Origin of the sequence: Crossiella sp. CA198 (assembly GCF_052078295.1) — a bacterium.
Lineage (GTDB): Bacteria > Actinomycetota > Actinomycetes > Mycobacteriales > Pseudonocardiaceae > Crossiella.
Genome location: NZ_JBQJIM010000004.1, coordinates 345,608 through 369,453, shown reverse-complemented (window position 1 = coordinate 369,453; position 23,846 = coordinate 345,608). Strand labels below are relative to the sequence as shown.

At 72.2% G+C, this 23,846-nt stretch carries 4 protein-coding genes; 3 read left to right on the top strand and 1 reads right to left on the bottom strand.

From position 1 onward, the window contains the following. The first annotated feature begins 42 nt into the window (after positions 1-42). Entirely contained in the window at positions 43-20,490 is a 20,448-nt protein-coding gene (locus ACTOWY_RS08695) for an SDR family NAD(P)-dependent oxidoreductase (protein ID WP_441309089.1), read from the top strand. A gap of 179 nt (positions 20,491-20,669) precedes the next feature. Here ACTOWY_RS08695 and ACTOWY_RS08690 read toward each other — a convergent pair whose 3' ends face one another. Continuing rightward, positions 20,670-21,422, bottom strand: coding sequence for an SDR family NAD(P)-dependent oxidoreductase (locus ACTOWY_RS08690; protein WP_441309088.1), 753 nt, complete (start codon positions 21,420-21,422; stop codon positions 20,670-20,672). Positions 21,423-21,549: 127 nt separating this feature from the next. On the opposite strand from ACTOWY_RS08690, the gene ACTOWY_RS08685 reads away from it, so the two are divergent. Continuing rightward, a complete protein-coding gene (locus tag ACTOWY_RS08685; protein ID WP_441309087.1) occupies positions 21,550-22,638 on the top strand; it encodes a serine hydrolase domain-containing protein in 1,089 nt (362 codons plus the stop codon). 75 nt (positions 22,639-22,713) lie between these two features. Continuing rightward, on the top strand, positions 22,714-23,766 hold the full coding sequence (locus tag ACTOWY_RS08680) for a hypothetical protein (protein ID WP_441309086.1): 1,053 nt from the start codon (positions 22,714-22,716) through the stop codon (positions 23,764-23,766). Positions 23,767-23,846 lie beyond the last annotated feature (80 nt).

Genomic DNA, 23,846 nt, shown 5'->3' with positions numbered 1-23,846 from the left:
CCCCACCGCCTCGTCGCGACGCGGAAGGGCAACGAGGCGCACATGACCGGTACCGAGGACAAGCTCCGGGACTATCTCAAGCTGGTCACCGCTGACCTTCGGCGCACCCGGCAGCGGTTGCGCGACGTGGAGGCCCAGGACAGCGAGCCGATCGCGATCGTGGGCATGTCCTGCCGGTTCGCCGGCGGGATCGAGACGCCGGAGCAGCTGTGGCAGGTGCTCGTCGACGAGCGGGACACCGTCGGCGAGTTCCCCACCGACCGCGGCTGGGAACTCGACGGGTTCTTCCACGACGACCCCGACCACGCCGGTACCAGTTATGTGCGCGAGGCCGCCTTCCTGGAGGGCGCCAGCGGGTTCGACGCCGACTTCTTCGGCATCAGCCCGCGCGAGGCCCTGGCGATGGACCCGCAGCAACGCCTCGTGCTGGAGCTGTGCTGGGAGGCGGTGGAACGGGCCCGGCTGGACCCGCACGGCCTGCGCGGCAGTGACACCGCGGTCTTCGTCGGCGGCATCAGCATGGGCTACGGCATCCGCGGCACCCCGCCGGAGGAGGTCGAGGGCCAGCTCGCCACCGGCACCGCGGCCAGCGTCATCTCCGGCCGGGTGTCCTACCTGCTGGGGCTGCGCGGGCCCGCGCTGACCGTGGACACCGCGTGTTCCTCCTCGCTGGTCGCCCTGCACCTGGCCGCGCAGGCGCTGCGCAGCGGCGAGGCCAAGCTGGCCCTGGTGGGTGGCGCGACCGTGCTGCCCAACTCCGGTCTGTTCGTGGAGTTCTCCCGGCAGCGCGGCCTGGCCGTGGACGGGCGCTGCAAGTCCTTCGCCGACGCCGCCGACGGGGTGGGCTGGGGTGAGGGCGGCGGGGTGCTGCTGCTGGAACGCCTCGCCGACGCCCAGCGCAACGGCCGCAAGATTTTGGCTGTGGTGCGTGGTTCCGCGGTCAACTCCGACGGCGCCAGCAGCTCGCTCACCGCGCCGAATGGCCCGTCCCAGCAACGCGTCATCCAGGCCGCGCTGGAAAGTGCCCAGCTGACCCCGGAAATGGTGGACGCCGTTGACGGGCACGGCACCGGCACCACCCTGGGCGACCCGATCGAGGCCGACGCGCTGCTGGCGGTCTACGGCCAGGGCCGCCCGGCCGATCGCCCGCTGCTGCTGGGTTCGGTGAAATCCAACATCGGCCACACCCAGGCCGGTGCGGGCGTCGCGGGCATCATCAAGATGGCCCTGGCCATCGAACACGGCGTGGTCCCGGCGACGCTGCACGTGGACGCGCCGACCAGGCAGGTCGACTGGGGTGACGGGCAGGTCCAGCTCGTCACCGAATCCCGCAGCTGGCCGGAAACCGACCGGCCGCGGCGCGCGGGTGTGTCCTCCTTCGGCATCAGCGGCACCAACGCGCACGTGATCATCGAGCAGGCCCCGCCGGCCGAGGACACCCCCGCCGCCGAGCCGGTGGTCTCGGAGCTGCCGGTGCCGTGGGTGGTCTCCGCGCGGTCGCTGGAGGGCCTGGACGCCCGGATCGACCAGCTCCGCGACCTCGCCGGGGACCCGGCCGACATCAGCTTTTCCTTGCTGGCCACCAGGGCCAAGTTCGACCACCGGGCGGTGATCCTCAACGGCCGCGAGCTGGCCAGGGGATCGGTCACCGGCGGCGGCACCGCGTACGTCTTCTCCGGCCAGGGCTCGCAGCGGATGGGCATGGGACGCGAGCTGTACCAACGGTTCCCGGCCTTCACCGAAGCCTTCGACGCGATTATCGCCGAGCTGGGCGAGGGTGTCCGCGAGATCATGTGGGGCGAGGACGCCGCCGCCCTGGACGAGACCGGCAACGCCCAGCCCGCACTGTTCGCCCTTGAGGTTTCGCTGTTCCGGCTCCTGGAGTCCTGGGGTGTGCGCCCGGATCGTGTTGTGGGGCACTCGATTGGCGAGCTGGCCGCGGCACACGTCGCTGGCATCTTGTCGCTGTCCGATGCCTGCAAGGTGGTCTCGGCCCGCGCGAGCCTGATGCAGGCGCTGCCTGCCGGTGGCGCGATGGCCTCACTGCCGGTGCCCGAGGCCGAAGTCCTTCCCCTGCTTGACGAACACGTCTCTATCGCCGCGGTCAACGGCCCCGCCGCCACCGTGGTCTCCGGCACCGAAGAAGCCGTGGAGCGGCTGGCCGCGCGGTTCGAGCGGAGCAGGCGGCTGCGTACCAGCCACGCCTTCCACTCGCCGCTGATGGAACCCATGCTGGCCGAGTTCGCCGAAGCCATCGTCGGGATCACCGTGGGCAAGGCGGACATCCCGGTCATCTCCACGGTCGGCCCGGTGCCCGACTTCGGCAGCCCCGGCTACTGGGTGCGCCAGGTCCGCGAGCCGGTGCGCTTCGCCGACGCCATCGAAACCCTTGCCGCAGTAGGCACTGCCCGGCTCGCCGAACTCGGTCCGGACGGTCGCCTGTGCGCCGCGGTCACCGAGATCGCGCCCACCCTGGCCGCCGCTCCGGTGCTGCGCCGCGACCGCCCCGAGGTGGACAGCGCCGTCGCCGGACTCGCCGCGCTCTACGTCACCGGCGCGCCGGTGGACTGGACGCCCTGGTGCGCTAACGGTTCCCCGGTAGACCTGCCCACCTACCCGTTCCAGCGCAAGCCGTACTGGGTGATCTGCCGCGAGGACGGCGGCGACGCCAGCGGTCTCGGCCAGGAAGCCGTCGGACACCCGCTGCTCGCCGCCCTGGTCAGCATGGCCGACGACAGCGGCGTGGTGTTCACCGGGCGGGTCTCGGTCAACAGCCAGCCCTGGCTGGCCGATCACGTGGTCTCGGCGCGAACCCTGTTCCCCGGCACCGCTTTCCTCGAACTGGCCGGGCGCGCCGGCGACGGTGTGGGCTGTGACCGGGTCGAAGAGCTGACCATGGTCACCCCGCTGATGCTGCCCGACCGCGGCGCGGTGCAGCTCCAGGTCTCCGTCGGCTCGGACAACGCAGGCCAGCGCGAGATCGCCATCCACTCCCGGCCGGAGAACTCCGTCGACGAGCCGTGGACCCTGCACGCCAGCGGTCTGCTCGCCAGCACCGGCCACACCGCCGAACCCATCGACCCCACCTGGCCGCCAGAAGGCGCGGAACCCGTTGACATGGCGGTGTTCTACCCCTGGTTCACCGAACGCGGCTTCGACTACGGCCCCGAGTTCCGCGGCGTGCGCGCGGTGTGGAAGCGACCCGGCGAGGTCTTTGCCGAGGTCGCGCTGCCGCAGGCCCGCGAGGCCGAGGCATTCGGCCTGCACCCCGCCCTGCTCGACGCCGCCGTACAGGCTTCTTCCGTGCTGGGCCACGGGGTTGAGGCTCCCGGCCAGATGCCGTTCTCCTGGCAGGGCGTCACCCTGCACGCCGCCGCCGCCGCTGTGCTGCGGGTGCGGATCAGCCACTCCGGCGGCGCGACCATGCGCATCCAGGCCACCGACACCGCGGGCGACCCGGTGATCTCGGTGGACGCGCTGCTCATGCGCACCCTGCCCACCGGCGACACCGCGGGCCCTGCCCTGGACCGCAACTCGCTGTTCGAGCTGGACTGGTCCCCGGTCACCGCCACCGCATCCGGCGAACCCGTCACGATCGTCGGCGAGGACGTCCTCGAACTCCGCAACCGCCTTGCGGACGCGGTCGAAGTGCGCGTCGCGGACTCGGTGGCCGAGGCCGGGGACAGCGCGGTGGTCAGCCTGGTCGGCACCGACGAACCCGCCTCCGCCCTCGAACTCACCAGCCAGGCCCTGGACCTCATCCAGCAGTGCCTGACCGCGAGCGCGGAAACCCGGCTCACCTTCGTCACCCACGGCGCGGTCACCGGCCAGGACCTGGCCGCCGCCGCGGTCTGGGGCCTGGTGCGCGCCGCCCAGTCCGAACAGCCCGGCAGGTTCACCCTGATCGACCTGGACGAGGAGTCCACCGGCGAGACCCTCGCCCAGGCCCTCGGCTCGGACGAACCCCAGTTGACCGTGCGGGACAACCAACTCTCCGGCGCCCGACTCAACCGGGTCAGCATCCCGGAGCAGCCCGCGCTGTGGTCCGAAACCGGCACCGTGCTGATCACCGGCGGCCTCGGCGGCCTGGGCCGCCTGCTCGCCACCCACCTGGTCACCCAGCGCGGCGTGCGCGACCTGGTCCTGGTCAGCCGCCGTGGTCCGGCCGCCCCCGAAGCCGCCGAGGTCATCGCGGAACTCATCGAACTCGGTGCTGCGGTCAGGGTTTTGGCCTGCGATGTCTCCGACCGCGCCGCCGTGGCCGATCTTGTTGCCCAGCTGCCGGAACTGACCGCGGTGGTGCACGCCGCAGGGGTGGTCGACGACGGCCTGATCGAATCGCAGACCCCCGAACGCCTGGCGAATGCCTTGCGTGCCAAGGCCGATGCCGCCTGGCACCTGCACGAGCTGACCCGCGACCGCGACCTCACCGCGTTTGTGCTGTTCTCCTCCGCCGCGGGCACCGTCGGTTCCGCGGGACAGGGCAACTACTCCGCCGCCAACGCCTACCTCGACGCGCTCGCCCGGCACCGGCACGGCCTCGGCCTGCCCGCGGTGTCCCTGGCCTGGGGTGTCTGGGCCTCGGAAACCGGCATCACCGCCGGACGTTCCGACGTCGACCAGAAACGCGCCGCCCGCGGTGGCATGCCCGCGCTCACCGACGAGCAGGGCCTGGCCCTGTTCGACGCCTCCCTGGCCGATCACCGCCCGGTGCTCATGCCCGCCCGCCTCGACCTGGCCACCCTCCGATCGCTAGGCCGACCGCCACACCTGTTGCGCGCCTTGATCCGCACCTCCTCCCGCCGCGCTGCCGGAGCAGCTGCCGGGGCAGCGGGCGAGCTGGCCGGACGACTGGCCGCACTGCCCGAGGCCGAGCGTTCCGCCACCTTGCTCAAGCTCACCCTGACCGCGGTCGCCGGTGTACTCGGCCACGGCGAGGACGTCGCCCTCGACCCCTCCCGGAACTTCAACGACCTCGGCTTCGACTCGCTCACCGCCGTCGAACTCCGCAACCGCCTCGGCAGCGACACCGGAATCCGGCTGCCCGCCACCCTGGTCTTCGACCACCCCAACGCGCTCAAGCTCACCGAGTACCTGCTCGGCGAACTGCTCGGCGGGGCTGTCACCCCCACCCCGCAGCGACCGTCCACAGTGGTCCGTGCCGACGAGCCGATCGCCATCGTCGGCATGAGCTGCCGCTACCCCGGCGGTGTCGGCTCGCCGGATGACCTGTGGCGCGTGGTGCACGAAGGCGTGGACGCGATCAGCGAGTTCCCGGACAACCGCGGCTGGGACATGGCCGCGCTGTTCGGCCGTGACTCCGACCTGCCCGGCACCTCCTACGTCCGGCACGGCGGCTTCCTGCACGACGCGGGAAAGTTCGACGCCGAGCTGTTCCGGATGAGCCCGCGCGAGGCCCTGTCCACCGACGCCCAGCAACGCCTGCTCCTGGAAGCAACCTGGGAGGCCCTGGAACGGGCCGGGATGGACCCGACCTCCTTGCGCGGCAGCGCCACCGCGGTCTTCGCCGGGGTGATGTACACCGACTACGCCACCCTGCTCGGCGCCGACGAGTTCGAGGGCTTCCGCGGCAACGGCGGCTCCGCGGCCATCGCCTCCGGCCGGGTCGCCTACACCTTCGGCCTGGAAGGTCCGACCCTGACCGTCGACACCGCCTGCTCCTCCTCCCTGGTCGCTGTGCACCTGGCCGGACAGGCCCTGCGCAACGGCGAATGCGAGCTGGCCCTGGCCGGTGGCGTGGCGATCATGGCCACCCCCGGCGCTTTTGTGGAGTTCTCCCGGCAGGGCGGGCTGTCCCCGGACGGCCGCTGCCGCTCCTACTCCGACACCGCCGACGGCGTGGCCTGGTCCGAAGGCGTCGGCATGCTGGTCCTCGAACGCCTCTCCGACGCCCGCCGCAACGGGCACCAGGTGCTCGGCCTGATCAAGGGTTCCGCGGTCAACTCCGACGGTGCATCCAACGGCATGAGCGCCCCCAACGGCCCCGCCCAGCAACGGGTCATCCGGGCCGCGCTGGCCAGTGCCGGACTGTCCACTTCGGACGTTGACGTGGTCGAGGGCCACGGCACCGGCACCCCGCTCGGCGACCCGATCGAGGCCGAAGCGGTGGTCGCCACCTACGGCCAGGACCGGGAAGAGCCGCTGTTCCTCGGCTCGATCAAGTCCAACCTGGGCCACACCCAGGCCGCCGCCGGCGTCGCCGGGATCATCAAGATGGTCATGGCCATGCGGCACGGCCTGCTGCCGAAGACCCTGCACCTGGAAACCCCGTCCTCACACGTGGACTGGCAGGCCGGTGAGGTCGAGCTGCTGGCCGCGGAAACCCCGTGGCCGCAACTGGACCGGCCGCGCCGGGCCGCGGTGTCCTCCTTCGGCATCAGCGGCACCAACGCGCACGTCGTCCTCGAAGAACCGCCGCCCGCCCCGGAACCCGCGCCCACCCAGCACGAAGGCGTGCTGCCCTGGGTGCTCTCCGGCCAGACCGAGAACAGTGTGCGCGCCCTGGCCGAACGTCTGGCCGAGGCCGTCACCGAGTTGCACCCGGCCGACGTCGGCCTGTCCCTGGCCGCCGGTCGCGCCACCCTGCCGCACCGCGCGGTCGTCATCGGCTCGGACACCGAAGAACTCCTTGCCGGACTCCGCGCCCTCGCCGCCGGTGAGGCCGGACCGATCATCGGCGAGGCCCCGGATGCCGGACGTGCCATCGCCTTCGCCTTCCCCGGCCAGGGCGCGTACTGGACCGGCATGGGCGCGCAGCTGCTGGAGCAGTCGCCGGTCTTCGCCGAGGCCATGGCCCGCTGTGCGGCCGCACTCGCCCCGCACCTGGACTTCTCCGTGCTGGACGTGTTGCGCGGCAATCCAGGCGCACCCGGCCTGGACCGGATCGACGTGGCCCAGCCGACCATGTGGGCGGTCAGCGTCTCCCTCGCCGAACTCTGGCGTGCCCACGGCGTCCGCCCCTCCGCCGTGCTCGGCCATTCCCAAGGCGAGGTCGCCGCCGCCTGCATTGCTGGCGCACTGTCCCTTGAGGACGGTGCACTGGTGATCTCGGTGCGCAGCAAGGCCATCGCCGAAGAACTGTTCGGCCAGGGCTCCATGATCGCGGTCGCCCTGCCGCTGGCCCAGGTGCAGCCGCGGCTGGCCGACTTCGCCGACCGCCTGGGCATCGCCGCGGTCAACGGCCCCAACGCCACCGTGGTCTCCGGCGAGTACGCCGCCCTCGACGAACTCCGCGCCATCCTGGAGGCCGACGGCATCCGCGTCGGCTCGGTCGCCGGTGACTTCCCGGCCCACTCCGCCATGTTCGACCGCGTGCACGACCGCGTCCTCACCGCCCTCGCCGACCTCCAGCCACGCACCTCCCTCGATGTGCCAATGCTGTCCACGGTCACGGGGGAGTGGATCGACCCGGCCGGGCTGACCGCCGAGTACTGGTTCCGCAACATGCGCGAAACCGTCCAGTTCGAGCCCGCCGTGCGCACCCTGCTCCGCCAGGGACGCGGCCTGTTTATCGAGGTCAGCCCGCATCCGGTGCTGGTCCCCGGCATCTCCGGCACCATCGACGACACCGGCAGCACCGCCGTCGTCGTGCCCACCCTGCGCCGCGAGGACGGCGGCCTGGACCGGGTCTACCGCTCACTCGCCCTGGCCAACGTGGCCGGCGCCCCGGTGGACTGGACCAGCTGCTACCCGGGCGCGCACCGGGTCGACCTGCCCACCTACGCCTTTGACCAGACCGAATTCTGGCCCACGCCCTTCCGCGCCACCGGCGATGCCGCCTCGGTCGGCCTCAGCTCCACCGACCACCCGCTGCTCGGCGGCGCGGTCACCATCGCCGACACCGGCGCGCTGATGCTCACCGGCCGCCTGTCCCTGGACGCCCACCCCTGGCTCGCCGACCACACGGTAGGCGACCAGGTCCTCTTTGCCGGGGCCGGATTCGTCGAACTCGCGTTGCGCGCGGGCGACGAACTCGGCTGCGCCCAACTGGCCGACCTCACCCTGGCCGCCCCGCTCATCCTGCCCGGCGCGGGCGCGGTGACCGTCCAGGTGCTCGTCGAGCCCGAGGAGGCCGGACGCCGCCGGGTCACCATCCACTCCCGCGGTGACGCACTGGATGGCGACTGGATCTTGCACGCCAGCGGCCTGCTCAGCACCGAGGAAACCCGGGCCCAGCTTGGCTTCGACGCCACCGTCTGGCCGCCCGCCGACGCCGAACCCGTTGACCTCACCGGCTGCTACGAGGAGTTCGCCACCCACGGTTTCCACTACGGCCCGGCCTTCCAGCGCCTGCACGCCCTGTGGCGGCACAACGGCGACCTGTACGCCGAGGTCACCCTGGACACCGAGGCCGACGGCTTCACCCTGCACCCGGCCCTGCTCGATGCCAGCCTGCACACCACCCTGGTCGGCGCGGCGGGCGGCAACCCGGACACGTTGCCGTTCCAGTGGGACGGCGTGACCCTGCACGCCACCGGCGCGACCGCGCTGCGGGTGCGGGTCAGCCAGCCCGAGGCCGGCGCGCTGACCATCGAGGCCGCCGACCCGGCCGGTGAGCCGGTGCTGACCGTGTCCGCCCTGCGGATGCGCGAACGCGCCGCCGCGGCGACCCGGTCGCGCGCGGACTCGCTGTACTCGCTGGGCTGGCTCCCGGTCACGTCCACAGTGGACAATGACCCGGACATCACGCTGGTCCAGATCACCACCGGCGACGACCCACGCCAGGACGCGCACACCGAGACCGCCCGCGTACTCGCCCTGCTGCAACAGCGAATCGCCGGCGGCGGCCCCCGCCTGGTCTTCCTCACCCGCGGCGCGACCACCGGCGAAAACCCAGCCGCCGCAGCGGTGTGGGGCCTGGTCCGTTCCGCCCAGGCCGAAAGCCCCGACGCCTTCGGCCTGCTCGACCTGGACAGCACCATCCCGGCAGGCGACCTCACCCCCGCCGACCTGCCCACCGGTGCCCTCGACCCGGCCGAACCCCAGCTGGCCCTGCGCGACGGCGTCCTGCACGCCGCCCGCCTCACTCGGATCACCCCCGCCGAGGAGCCGTTCACCTGGCCCACCGAGGGTTCGGTGCTGATCACCGGCGGCACCAGCGGACTCGGCGCGGTCATCGCCAAGCACCTGGCCGAGCAGGGCGTGGCCCGCCTGGTCCTGGCCAGTCGACGTGGCGCGGACGCCGAGGGCGTGACCGAACTGGTCGAGGAACTCGGCGTCCCGGTCGAGGTCGTCGCCTGCGACCTCGCCGACCAGCAGGCCGTCACCGACCTGGTCAACGGCATCGCCGACCTGACCGGTGTCGTGCACTCCGCTGGCGTGCTCGACGACGCGTTGATCCCCGCGCTCACCCCCGAACGCCTGGCAACTGTGTTGCGACCCAAGGTTGACGCCGCCTGGCACCTGCACGAAGCCACCCGCGACCGCGACCTGGCCGCGTTTGTGCTGTTCTCCTCGGCCGGTGGCCTGCTCGGCGCGCCGGGCCAGGCCAACTACGCCGCGGCCAACGCCTTCCTGGACGCCCTCGCCGCGCACCGGCACACCCTCGGCCTGCCCGCCCGCTCCATGGCCTGGGGCGGCTGGGCATCCGCCGGGATGGCAAGCCGTCTCGCCGAGGCCGACCGCGCCCGCCTGGCTCGTACCGGCACCCCACTCATGTCCACTGTGGACGGTCTCGCACTGTTCGACCTCGCACTGGCCGTCAACGAACCTTCCGTCGCGCCGATCCTGTTCGACCTGGCCGCGATCCGGTCCAAGGGCGAGATCCCCGCGGTCTTCCGCGGCCTGATCCGCCCCGGCAAGCGGGCCGCCCGTGGCCAGCAGCGGGTCAACGGCGGCCTGGCCGCCAAGCTCGCCGGACTGGGCAAGGACGAACGCCGTATCCTGCTGGAAGACCTGGTGCGCGGGCGGATCGCCGGTGTACTCGGCCACGACAGCGGCGCCTCCATCAAACCGCAACGAGCCCTGCAGGACCTCGGCCTGGACTCCCTGGCCGCGGTCGAACTGCGCAACCAGCTCGGTGCCGACACCGGCCTCAAACTGCCCGCCACCCTGGCCTTCGACCACCCCTCCGCCGCCGCCATCGCCGACTACCTGTTGGCAGAACTCGGCGTTGGCACGGACCGGCCGGTGCAGACCACCCAGGTCCGCGCGGTCGCCGGGGATCCGATCGCGGTGGTCGGCATGAGCTGCCGCTACCCGGGCGGGGTCAACTCGCCGGAAGACCTGTGGCACCTGGTGACCCACGGTGTGGACGCGGTCTCCGAGTTCCCGCCGGACCGCGGCTGGGACGTCGGCCGCCTCTACCACCCGGACCGCGAACACCCCGGCACCAGCTACACCCGCAACGGCGGCTTCCTGTTGCAGGCAGCCGAGTTCGACGCCGACTTCTTCGGCATCAGCCCGCGCGAGGCGGTCACCACCGACGTCCAGCAGCGCCTGCTCCTCGAAGTCACCTGGGAGGCCCTGGAACGAGCGGGCGTCGACCCGAGTTCGTTGCGCGGCAGCCGGACCGGCGTGTTCACCGGCGTGATGTACAACGACTACGCCATGCTGCTGGAGGGCCCCGAGTTCGACGGCTTCCGCGGCAACGGCAGCGCGGCCAGTATCGCCTCCGGCCGGGTCGCCTACGCCCTCGGCCTGGAAGGCCCCGCGGTCACCATCGACACGGCGTGTTCCTCCTCGCTGGTCGCGGTGCACCTGGCCGCCCAGGCCCTGCGGACCGGAGAGGCCACCATCGCGGTGGCCGGTGGCGTCACCGTGATGTCCACCCCGGGCGCGTTCCTGGAGTTCTCCCGCCAGGGCGGACTCTCCGAGGACGGCCGCTGCAAGGCCTACGGCGACGGCGCGGACGGCGTCGGCTGGTCCGAAGGCGTCGGCATGCTCGTGCTCGAACGCCTCTCCGACGCCCAGCGCAACGGCCACCGAATCCTCGCCGTGCTCAAGGGATCCGCGGTCAACTCCGACGGCGCCTCCAACGGCCTCACCGCCCCCAACGGCCCGTCCCAGCAACGCGTCATCCACCAGGCCCTGTCCGCCGCCGGACTGTCCACTTCGGACGTCGACGCGGTGGAAGGCCACGGCACCGGCACCCCGCTCGGCGACCCGATCGAAGCCCAGGCCCTGCTCGCCACCTACGGCCAGGACCGGCCAGAGGGCCGCCCGCTGCTGCTCGGCTCGATCAAGTCCAACCTGGGCCACACCCAGGCCGCGGCCGGTGTGGCGGGCATGATCAAGATGATCCAGGCCATGGACCACGGCGTGCTGCCCCGCACCCTGCACGCCGACACCGCCTCCACCAAGGTCGACTGGACCGCGGGCGAGGTCGAACTACTCACCGAGCAGGTCAGCTGGCCCGAAGTGAGCCGCCCACGCCGCGTTGGCGTCTCCTCCTTCGGCATCAGCGGCACCAACGCCCACGTGATCCTGGAACAGCCGCCCACCAAACCCAGTCGCGCCAAGGAAATCCTGGCGCACAAGGTCCCGTGGCTGGTGTCCGCCCAGTCCGCCCCCGCCCTGGACGCCGCGATCGACCAAACCCGCGTCCTGGACGGCAACCCCGCCGACATCGCCTACTCCCTGGCCACCACCCGGGCCTTGTTCGACCACCGCGCCGTGCTCCTGGACGGGGTCGAACTGGCCCGCGGCGTAGCCACCGAGGACGGCCGCACCGCCTACGTCTTCTCCGGCCAGGGCTCGCAACGCCTCGGCATGGGCCGCGAGCTGCACGCCCGGTTCCCGGTGTTCGCCGAGGCCCTGGACGCGGCCATCGCCGAGTTTGCCCAACTGGTACGCCCGGTTGGCCAAAGTGGGCGTACGAGTTTGCCCAAGTGGGACGAGCTGCGCTCGGTCATGTGGGGCGAGGACGCCGCCGCCCTCAACGACACCCGCTGGGCCCAGCCCGCCCTGTTCGCCCTGGAAGTCGCCACCTACCGACTGGTCGAATCCTGGGGCCAGCGCCCGGACTTCTTGGTCGGCCACTCCATCGGCGAGATCGCCGCCGCCCACGTCAGCGGCATCCTCTCCCTGTCCGACGCCTGCACCCTGGTCGGCGCCCGCGCCCGACTCATGGCTGACCTGCCCGTGGGCGGCGTCATGATCGCAGTGCAGGCCCCCGAATCTGAGGTCCGCCCACTGCTCACCGACCAGGTGGCCATCGCCGCGATCAACCGCCCGGACAGCGTGGTGCTCTCCGGCGCGGCCGACGCGGTCACCGCACTCGCCGACCGACTCGCCGAGCAGGGCCACCGGACCCGGAAGCTGGCCGTCAGCCACGCCTTCCACTCCCCGCTGATGGACCCGATGCTGGCCGAGTTCACCGCCGCCCTCGACGGAATCTCCTTCGGCGAGGCGACAATCCCGATCATCTCCACCCTGACCGGCAAGCTCGCCGAAGCCGAGGAACTGCGCACACCGGGCTACTGGGCTGAGCAGGTCCGTGGCTGCGTGCGCTTCGCCGACGCCGTGGCCACCCTCGGCGAACTCGGCGTGCGCGCGGTGCTCGAACTCGGCCCCGACGGCCAGCTCTCCGCAGCCGCAAGTGATGTGCTGCCAACGGGTTCGGTCGCCGCGCCGGTGCTGCGCCCGGACACCGACGAGGAGGAAGCCGTGCTGCGCGGCCTGGCCGCCCTGCACGTCGGCGGCGCCCGGATCGACTGGACCACGTTGCTGGCCGGTGGCTCCGTGGTCGACCTGCCCACCTACCCGTTCCAGCACCGCCGCTACTGGCCCGCGCCCGGCCCCGGCCGCGGCGAGGCCACCGCACTCGGCCTGGAGGTCACCCGGCACCCGCTGCTCGCGGCGAGCACCGGACTGGCCGCCACCGGCGAGGTCCTGCTCAGCGGCCGCCTGTCCCCGGTCGCGCACCCGTGGCTGCCCGATCACCAGGTCAACGGCCGGATCCTGTTCCCCGGCGCCGGTTTTGTCGAACTCGCCTTCCGCGCCGGTGACCTGGTCGGCTGCGACCTGGTCGAGGAACTCACCATGGCCGCCGCCCTGCCAGTGCCCGCCGACGGCGCGGTCAACCTCCAGGTAGTCGTTGGCGCGCCGGATGATCGCGGCAACCGGCCGATCACCATCCACTCCCGCCCGGCCGACACCGAGGACGAACCATGGACCCGGCACGCCAGCGGCCTGCTCGCCCCCGCACCCACCACTGACGCCACTGACTTCGACACCGCGGTCTGGCCCCCCGAAGGCAGCCACCCAGTTGATCTGACCGACTGCTACGAGGAATTCGCCCGCCGCGGCTTCGCCTACGGCCCGGCCTTCCAGGGCCTGACCGCACTCTGGCAGCGTGGCACCGAGCTGTTCGCCGAGGTCACCCTGGCCGAGGACAGCCAGGCGGGCTACGGCCTGCACCCGGCCCTGCTCGACGCCACCCTGCACGCCCTGATCGCCGCCGGTGAAGGCGGCAGGCCGCGACTCCCGTTCTCCTGGGAACGCGTCCGCCTGCACGCCTCCGGCGCCCAGCAGCTGCGCGCCCGGCTGGCCCCCAGCGTGCACAACCCCGACGCCGTCACCATCCACGCGGTCGACACCGACGGCCTGCCGGTGGTCACCGTCGAGGCCCTGCTCACCAGGGAGGCCGACCCGGCCGAGGCCGTCAACCTGGGTGACTCGCTGTTCACCCTGGACTGGACCCCGATCTCGGTGAACACCGCGCCACAGCAGGAAAACAGCACCACCGTGGTCGAGTTCACCGGCACCGCAGGCGAGCTGCCCGGCTCCGCGCTGACCCTCACCACCGAGGCCCTCACCCTGCTCCAGCAGCACTCCGCCGCAGCCGAACCGCTGATCATCCTCACCCGCGGCGCGACCACGGGCGAAGATCCGGCCGCAGCCGCGGTCTGGGGCCTGGTGCGCAGCGCCCAGTCCGAACACCCCGGCCTGTTCCGCCTGATCGACCTCGACCAGGCAGACACCCCGCCCGCCGCCGCCCTCACCTCCGACGAACCCCAGCTCGTGGTGCGCGGCACCGACATCCTGGCCGGACGCCTGACCAGAGCACCGAAGCCTGAGCCCCGACCGATCGGTTGGGACGGCACCGTGCTGGTCACCGGCGGCGTCGACGGCCTCGGCCGCCTGATCGCCCGCCGCCTGGCCGACACCCACGGCATCCGCAGCCTGGTCCTGGCCAGCCGCCGTGGCCCGGACACCCCCGGCGCGGCCGAACTGCTCGGCGAACTCACCGAACTCGGCGCCACCGCCCGGCTGGTCGCCTGCGATGTCGCCGACCGCACCGCGATCACCGCCCTGGTCAACGAGATCGCCGACCTCACCGCGGTGGTGCACTGCGCCGGAGTGCTCGACGACGGCGTGATCGACTCGCTCACCCCGGACCGCCTGGCCAAGGCATTGGGCGCCAAGGCCAACGCCGCCTGGCACCTGCACGAAGCCACCAAGGACCGTGACCTCACCGCGTTTGTGCTCTTCTCCTCCCTCGCCGGCACCATGGGCGCGGCCGGACAGGGCAACTACGCGGCCGCCAACGCCTTCGTCGACGCCCTCGCCCGCCACCGCCAGCACAACGGCCTGCCCGCCACCGCCCTCGGCTGGGGCGGCTGGGCACCGGAAACCGGCATGACCGCAAGGCTGTCCACCACCGAACGGGACCGCCTGGAACAGACCGGACTGCCGCTGCTGCCGGTGGACCAGGCCCTCGGCCTCTTCGACGCCGCGCTCACCAGGGACGAGCCGGTGCTGCTGCCGTTCCGCCTCAACCTGGCCGCCCTGCGTGCCCAAGACCAGCTCCCGCCGGTCCTGCACCACCTGGTCACCCCGCGCCGCAACAACCGGCGCACCGCAAAGGCTTCGGCCACCGCCACCGGCCTGATCGAACGCCTCGGCAAGCTCAGCCCCGCTGACCGGCACGAAGTCCTGGAAGAAATGGTCCGCACCAGGGTCGCCGCGGTGCTCGCGCACGACGGCGCGCACCTGATCGACCCGGATCGGTCCTTCGCCGAACTCGGCTTCGACTCGCTCACCGCGGTCGAACTGCGCAACCAGCTCACCGCCGAACTCGGCCTGCGCCTGCCCGCCACACTGGTCTTCGACTACCCGTCCGCCACCGTGCTCACCCGGCACCTCCTGGACGAACTGCTCGGCGCGGCCGACGCACCCGCCACCAAGACCCGCACCACCGCCGCCAACGACGAACCCATCGCGATCGTCGGCATCGGCTGCCGCTTCCCCGGCGGCGTCAACTCACCCGAAGACCTGTGGAAGCTGCTCAGCGCGGGCCGGGACGCCACCTCGGACTTCCCCCGGGACCGCGGCTGGGACCTGGACTCGCTCATCGGCCAGGAAGCCGGGGCCGCCGGTGCCTCGATCACCGGGCGTGGCGGATTCATGGCCGACGTGGCCGGGTTCGACGCCGAGTTCTTCGGTATGAGCCCGCGTGAGGCCCTGGCCACCGACGCCCAGCACCGCCTGCTCCTGGAAGCCAGCTGGGAAGCCCTGGAACGGGCCGGGATCGACCCGGCCGCCCTGCGCGGCAGCGACACCGGGGTCTTCGCCGGGATCATGTACGCCGACTACGGCAGCATGCTCACCGCCGATGAGTTCGAGGGCTTCCGCGGCAGCGGCAACGCACCCAGCGTCGCCTCCGGCCGGATCTCCTACATCCTCGGCCTGGAAGGCCCCGCCGTCACCGTCGACACCGCCTGCTCCTCCTCGCTGGTCGCCCTGCACTGGGCCGCCCAGGCGCTGCGGGCGGGGGAGTGCTCGCTGGTGCTCGCCGGTGGTGCGACCGTGCTGGCCACCCCCGGCGCGTTCGTGGAGTTCACCCGGCAGAACGGGCTTGCCCCGGACGGCCGGTGCAAGTCCTACTCCGACAACGCCGACGGCGTGGCCTGGGCCGAGGGCGTCGGCATGCTGGTCCTCGAACGGCTCTCCGACGCCCAGCGCAACGGCCGCCAGATCCTGGCCGTGGTCAAGGGCTCGGCGATCAACTCCGACGGCGCCTCCAACGGTCTCACCGCCCCCAACGGCCCGTCCCAGCAACGCGTCATCCGCCAGGCACTGGCCAGCGCCGGACTGTCCACTTCGGACGTTGACGCGGTCGAAGGCCACGGCACCGGCACTACCCTGGGCGACCCGATCGAAGCCCAGGCGCTGCTCGCCACCTACGGCCAGGACCGGGACACCCCGCTGCTGCTCGGCTCGGTCAAATCCAACCTGGGCCACACCCAGGCCGCGGCCGGAGTCGCCGGTGTGATCAAGATGGTCTTGGCCCTCCAGCACGGCGAACTGCCGCCCACGGTCAACCTGGACACCCCCTCCACCGAGGTCGACTGGACCGAGGGCCAGATCGAACTGCTCGCCGAGACCACCCCCTGGCCCGCGGTCGACCGGCCCCGGCGCGGCGCGGTGTCCTCCTTCGGGATCAGCGGCACCAACGCGCATGTGGTCCTCGAACAAGCCCCCGACCGACCGGTCGGTAAGCGTGCGGAAACCGGTGTGGTCCCGTGGCTGCTCTCCGCCCGCGGCGAGCACGCCCTGCGCGCCCAGGCCGGCCGCCTGCTCGCCCAGCTCCGCACCGGCGAGATCAACCCGGCCGACCTCGGCTTCTCCCTGGCCACCGGCCGCTCGGCGTTCCGGCACCGCGCCGCGGTACTGGCCGACCCAGCCGACCTGTCCACCGCCCGCGCCGCGCTCACCGCGCTCGCCGAGGGCAAGACCGACCCGGCCCTGGTCCTCGGCTCACCCGCCGGTGGCCGCACCGCCTTCGTCTTCTCCGGCCAGGGCTCGCAACGCCTCGGCATGGGCCGCGACCTGCACGCCCGCTTCCCAGCCTTCGCCGAGGCTTTTGACGCGGTGCTCGCCGAGTTTGCCCAACTGGTACGCCCGGTTGGCCCAAGTGGGCGTACGAGTTTGCCCAAGTGGGACGACCTGCGCGAGGTGATCTGGGGCGAGGACGCCGCCGCGCTCAACGACACCCGGTGGACCCAGCCCGCCCTGTTCGCCTTCGAGGTCGCCCTGTTCCGCCTGTTCGAGTCCTGGGGCGCCCGCCCGGACTACCTCGCCGGGCACTCCATCGGCGAACTGGCCGCCGCGCACGTCAGCGGCGCGGTCTCGCTGTCCGACGCCTGCACGCTGGTCAGTGCGCGGGCCCGGCTGATGGCCAACCTGCCGGTCGGCGGCGTGATGATCGCGGTCCGGGCCACCGAGGCCGAGGTGCTGCCGCTGCTCACCGACCAGGTGTCCATCGCCGCGGTCAACGCCCCCGGCTCACTGGTCCTGGCCGGTGCCGAAGACGCGGTGCTGGCCATCGCGGAAACCCTTGCCGCGCAAGGCCGGGACACCAAACGCCTCACCGTCAGCCACGCCTTCCACTCGCCGCTGATGGAGCCGATGCTGGCCGAGTTCGCCGCGGCCATCGACGGCATCACGGTCAGCGAACCGACCATCCCGTTGGTTTCCGCGCTGACCGGCACCCGCGTCTGTGCCGAGGAGCTGGGCGATCCGGACTTCTGGGTGCGGCACGTGCGTCAGACCGTCCGGTTCGCCGACACCATGGCCGCCCTGCGTGAGGCCGGTAGCCAGGTCTTCCTGGAACTCGGCCCGCGCGCCGGACTCAAGTCGGCCCTGCTGGAGAACCTGGAAGAGGGCGGCGAGCAGGCCGGTTTGGTGGTCGCCACCGGCGGCGCCGACCTGGACGAGGTGACCGCGAGCCTGACAGCGTTGTCCGCCCTGCACTGCTGGGGCCGCACCGTGCGCTGGCCGGAACTGTTCCCCGGCGCGAACCTGGTGGACCTGCCGACCTACGCCTTCCAGCACGAGCGCTACTGGCCGCAGGCAAGCCAGGCGCCTACCAACCGGTCGGGAGAGGTGCGCGCGTTCGGCTTGGCCGAATCGGCCCACCCGCTGCTCGGCGCGGTGGCCGAATTCGCCGACGGCCGCGGCGCGCTGTTCGCCAGCAGGCTTTCCCTGCGCACCCAGCCCTGGCTGGCCGATCACGCGGTGCTCGGCCGGGTCCTGTTCCCCGGCACGGGATTGGCCGAGCTGGCCAGCTGGGCGGGCAACCGGATCGGCTGCGGCAGGCTGGTCGACCTGACCCTGTCCGCCCCGTTGCTGCTGCCCGCCGAGGGCGCGGTGCAGGTGCAGGTCCGGGTCGGCGAGGCCAGCGAGGCGGGCGAACGCGAGGTCACCATCCACTCCCGCCCCGAGGGCGAGGACGAACAGTGGACCCTCAACGCCAGCGGCGCCCTGGATGACCAGCTCGCCCGGCCGGCCGAACTCACCGAAGCCTGGCCCCCAGCTGGTGCCGAGGCGGTCGACCTGACCGGCTGCTACGACGCGCTCACCGACGCCGGCTTCGGCTACGGCCCGGCCTTCCGCGGCCTGCGCGCCTTGTGGCGACACGAGCAGGAGCTGTACGCCGAGGTCGCCCTACACGCCGATTTCGCTGACCAGGCAACGTCTTTCGGTCTGCACCCGGCCCTGCTGGACTCGGCCTTGCACGCGGCCATGGTCGCCGCCGCCGGTACCGGCGAGGCCGCTGTCCCGCACACCTGGGAGGGCGTCACCGTGCACCGCACCGGCGCCAACGCGTTGCGCGTCAAGCTGACCCGCACCGAACAGGGCCTCACCCTGATCGCGTCCGATGTGGACGGTCGGCTAGTGGCCACAGTGGACACGCTCCGGGTCCGCCCGGTCTCCACCGAACAGCTCGCCGCCGCCGACCGCGCCCAGGACACCCTGTTCCACCTGGCCTGGACCCCGGCACACACCACCGCACTGCTGCCGGACTGGGCCGAGATCACCTCACTCGACGAACTCGACTCCCCGCCCCCGCTGGTCCTGTTGCGCTGCAATGCAACCGGTGGTGACCTGGCCGCCGCCGCACACGACCGGCTCGGCGCGACCCTGGCCGTGGTGCAGCGGTGGCTGGCCGAGGAGCGCTTCGCCGCCTCCCGCCTGGTCCTGGTCACCCGCAAGGCCATCGGCGCCGAACCGGAAGACGTTGGCGGCGCGGCGATCTGGGGCCTGATCCGCTCGGCCCAGCACGAGCAGCCCGGCCGCTTCGGCCTGCTCGACCTGGACCAGGACGACATCCCCGAAGCCGCCCTCGCCCTGCTGGAGGAGGAGCCGCAGGTGCTCGTCCGCGGCAGCCGCACCCTGGCCGCCAGGCTGCACCGGCTGCCGGTCCAGCAGGACACCGGCACCAAGTGGGACCCGGACCGCACCGTGGTCATCACCGGCGGCACCGGCGGCCTGGGCAAGGTCGTGGCGAGGCACCTGGTCACCCGCCACGGCATCCGCCACCTGCTCCTGCTCAGCCGCAGCGGCGCATCGGCAACGGGCGCGACCGAGTTTGCCGCCGAACTCGCCACCCACGGTGCCACGGCCGAACTCCGGGCCTGCGATGTCGGCGACCGCGAAGCCATCGCGGCCGCCCTGGCCGCGGTACCCGCCGAACACGCCATCCAGGCCGTGGTGCACGCGGCTGGTGTGCTCGACGACGGCGTGATCACCGGCCTCACCCCCGACGCGCTCACCCCGGTGCTGCGCCCCAAGGTCGACGCCGCCTGGCACCTGCACGAACTGACCCAGCACCTGGACCTGACCGCGTTCGTGCTGTTCTCCTCGGTCGCGGGCGTCTTCGGCAACGGCGGCCAGGCCAGCTACGCCGCCGCCAACAGCTTCATCGACGCCCTGGCCCAGCACCGCCGCGCCCAGGGCCTGCCGGCCACCTCCATCGCCTGGGGCCCCTGGTCCCTGGACGACGGCATGGTCAGCACCGCCGAAGCGGCCAGAATGCGCCGCCTCGGCGTACTGCCGCTGTCTGCCGAGGAAGGCATGGCCCTCTTCGACGGCCTCCCGTCCGGCCCCGAAGCCGTCCCCGTCCCACTCCGCCTGGACCTCGCCTCCATCCGCTCCTCCGGCCAGGTCCCCCCACTGCTCCGCGCCCTGGTCCGCACCCCCGACCAGCGCGGCGCAATCGGCGACCCAGCAGCCGACTTCCTGGCCAAGCTCGCCGAAGCCCCCGTGACCCAACGCCACGAAGTAGTCGTCGACCTGGTCCGCGACCAGGCCGCCGCCGTCCTCGGCCACGCCGACCCGTCCGCCGTCGCCCGCGACCGCCGCTTCCAGGAACTCGGCTTCGACTCCCTCACCACAGTCGAACTCCGCAACCGCCTGGGCGCCGCGTTGGGCCGCCGCCTCCCGGTCTCCCTCCTGTTCGACCACCCCACCCCGGAGGTCCTCGCCGACTACCTGCTCCCACTCCTGGCCCCCGCCGAGACCGACCCGGCCACGGAGGTGTTGCGCCAACTCGACAAACTCGGCGCCGAACTCGCCGCCCTGGCCACCGACGACGGCATCCGCCAGCAGATCAGCGGCAAACTCGACCTGCTGCTGGCCGGCTGGAGCGCCAAGAGCGGCAGCGACAACGGCGAGGTCGACTTCGCGGCAGCCACGGATGAGGAGCTGTTCGACCTGCTGGACAACGAGTGGGAGAAGCCGTGACAGCAGGGAACACTGGACGTTTCCGCGTTGGCGAGGTAGCAGAGTGAGAGTCGGCCGGTACGGGGAGGAACCACGGCGCAACGCCGGGTCCGTGCCGGTTACCCAGACTGTGTCATTTTTCTAGGCCACGTGGGCTGGAGTCGGGTGCAATGTCGCCCCGGCCCCAGCCCACGACCATGTCAGCCGTGCGGCCCCCCACTGACGTAAAGCACCTGCCCCGTAACGAAATCCGCGTCCTCGGCCGCGAAGAACAACACGGCCCGCGCGATGTCATGCGGCGTGCCGATCCGCCCCCGTGGAATCGACTTCGCCTGCACCGCGAGATGCTCTTCCAAGGTCCGCCTCGCGCGAGCCGCACTCACCTTGGTCATCGCGGTCTGCACCACCCCAGGCCCCACCGCGTTCACGGTGATCCCGAACGGCGCGAGGTCCAGCGCCGCCGCCCGGGTCAACCCTTCCAGGCCCGCCTTGGCCGCCACGTAGTTGACCCGCTCGTCGTCCCCGAGCGCGGAAATGCTGGAGATATTGACGATCCGCCCCCAGCCTGCCGACCGCATGCCCGGCGCGGTGGCCTTGAGCAACAGGAAGCTGCCCCGCAAATGCGTGTCCAGCACCGAATCCCAGTCGGCAAGCGGCATGTCGAGGACCAGGTTGTCCCTGGCGAACCCCGCGTTGTTGACCAGGATGCCCACCGGCCCCCAGGCCGCCGTCACTTCGCCAACCGCCCGGTCGACATCGCCGGGATCACTGACGTCCGCGGACACCGCCAACGCCGACCCGCCGGCCGCCCGGATCTCCTCGACCACCCCGGCGGCGGCCTCGGTCACCCGGTCCAGCACCGCGACCCGATGCCCCAGGCCCGCCAGCGCCTGCGCGATACCCGCGCCAATTCCGGACCCACCGCCGGTGACCACCGCTACCCGTGACTGCATGCCCGCATCCTGCGGACGGCCCGCTCACCACCACCAGGCATTTAGCCAGGACTGTCTCTGTCCGCGAGCTATCCGCCCCGGTTTCGGGCAGCATGGACCGGGAACACGACACCGGTGGGGGAGTCCGATGATGTTTGTTCGTGTGGTTGTGACCCTGTGCGCCCTGCTGCTCCTGAGCACGCCGAGCCCAGCCGCCGCGGCCCCCGATCCACTGCGGGAGGCGGTTCAGCGCGACGCCACCGCGCTGGTCGCCACCGGCGTCATCGGCGCCCAGTACCGGGTCACCCGCACCGGAGCGTCCTTCCCCGTCGGTGCGGGCACCACCCGGCTCGGCGGCAACCAGCCGGTCCCGCTGGACGGCCGGTTCCGCATCGGCAGCATCACCAAGACCTTCGTCGCCACCACCACCCTGCAACTGGCCGGCGAGGGCCACCTGGACCTGGACGACCCGGTGTCCCGCCACCTGCCCGGCCTGCTGCCCTACCCCGAGGTCATCACCGTCCGGAACCTGTTGCAGCACACCAGCGGTCTGTGGGACCACATCACGCCGATCGGCGAGTCCCCCCAACTCTTCCTGGACCGCCGCTTCGACCACCGCTCACCCCTGGACGCCGTGCGGGCGGTCACCCAGCGTCCACTGGAACACCCACCGGGCACCAGATTCGCCTACACCAACACCGGCTACGAGGTCCTGGCCCTGCTCATCGAGAAGATCACCGGCCGCCCCTGGACCGAGGAGACCCGCCGCCGAATCCTGCAACCCCTGCGCCTGTCCCACACCCGCATGCCGAGCGACCATCCGTTCCTGGACGGCCCCCACGCCCACGGCTACCTCCGGGTGGACGGCCTGCTCCACGACGTCACCACGCACAACCCCACCGTGTGGGGCGCGGGCGGCGGCATGACCTCCACCACCGCCGACCTGGACCGCTTCCTCACCGCCCTGCTGAGCGGCCGCCTGCTGGCCCCCGCCCAGCAGGCCGAACTGACCCGCACCACCCCGGTCAGCGAAGGCTGGGGACTGGGCATCCGCGGCCTGACCTTCCCTTGCGGCGTCCAGGTCTGGGGTCACACCGGCGGCCTGTTCGGCTATCTCAGTCTCGCCTTCGGCACGGCTGACGGCAGCAGACGGGTCATCGGGTCGGTCACCACGGTGGACACGGAGGCTGACGGGGAGGCGTACCTCAAGGTCGTGCAGACCGCGCTCTGCGGCTGAGGCCGGTGGCGAATTCGGTTGGCCCCCGACCGGGGAGCTGGCATGCTGCCCGGGTCCAGGGGTGGGGGAGGACGCATGGCTGTGTTCGCGTGCGCGCAATGCGACGCCGTACTGACCAATCCGGTATCGCGAATCGCGCTCCCGGTGCACGCCCACCAGAGCTACGGGCACGAACTGCTGCGCCCGCTGATGGCACCAGGTACCTACGCCGTCGACCCGGAACCCTCCGGCTCGCCCTGGCGGCCGTGGACCGAGATCGGGGACGACGCCGCAGCAGCGCGCGGCGTGTTCGCGCCGACCCACGCCCTCTCCTGCGGCGAACCGGGAGCGATCGTCCTCGCGCCGGGGGACCTCTACGGCACCGTCCTGATCCCCGATCGACTGGACGGCTACTGCCTGGGGCTGGCCGGGAGCGACGGCCCCAACCTGGCCTGTGAGTGCTGTGGCGAGCCGGTGGCGACCCGTATCGACGACTGCTCGTACTGGCAGGAGGTCCGCCTCGCCCCGCACGCCGTGCGTCAACTACCCATTGCCGGACCCGCGGACCGACCGCTTGGTTGGGCGGAGCTGGTGGCGGCGAGTGAGTCCTTCCCGCCGGTCGACATGTCCGGCTGGAACGACCCGCGCTGGGAGGCGGCGAGCGGGATGACGCTGGCCTACCTGCTGGCAGCCTCGGGCGGCGCACCCGTGACCGTCCCCGACGGCCCGCTCGCGGACCTGTTCCGCCGCCCGCTCGACGCGCTGCTCCCGCCAGGCCCACCGGCGAAGCGGGCGGCCCTGGCCGGACCGGGCCTGCCCGCCGGGGACCAGGACATCGCCCTGGTGCCGCGCCATCCCCAGACCGGCGAGCCGTGGCAGCCGCAGAGCACCGCGATCCCCGTGCCGCTGGCGGCCGAAGTGTGGCTGCACATTGTTTTCCATCCCGTGCAGCGGCCGATTCCGGTCAGTGGCGGCCTGCCCGTGAGCGTCCTGCGCGACGATCCGCTGCCGCGGCATCCACTCGGTCCGACCCGGCCTGACCTGGACGTATTCCGGCACACCCTGGCCAGGCTGCCCGCCGTCCGCGAGCCGTGGCTGCGCGAGATCTACGAGCTGGTGCGGGAGCGGCCGTACTCGGTTCCGTTCTAGCCTGGCCGTACTCCCGTAGCCGCAGGTGAAAGTGATACCGAATGCTGGATTACGGCCTCGATCTGTCCACTGTGGACCGC

Bases quoted from the DNA above. Each gene is read 5' to 3' on its own strand.
- ACTOWY_RS08680 (WP_441309086.1), top strand. From the start codon at position 22,714: ATGGCTGTGTTCGCGTGCGCGCAATGCGACGCCGTACTGACCAATCCG.
- ACTOWY_RS08690 (WP_441309088.1), bottom strand. From the start codon at position 21,422: ATGCAGTCACGGGTAGCGGTGGTCACCGGCGGTGGGTCCGGAATTGGC.
- ACTOWY_RS08685 (WP_441309087.1), top strand. From the start codon at position 21,550: ATGATGTTTGTTCGTGTGGTTGTGACCCTGTGCGCCCTGCTGCTCCTG.
- ACTOWY_RS08695 (WP_441309089.1), top strand. From the start codon at position 43: ATGACCGGTACCGAGGACAAGCTCCGGGACTATCTCAAGCTGGTCACC.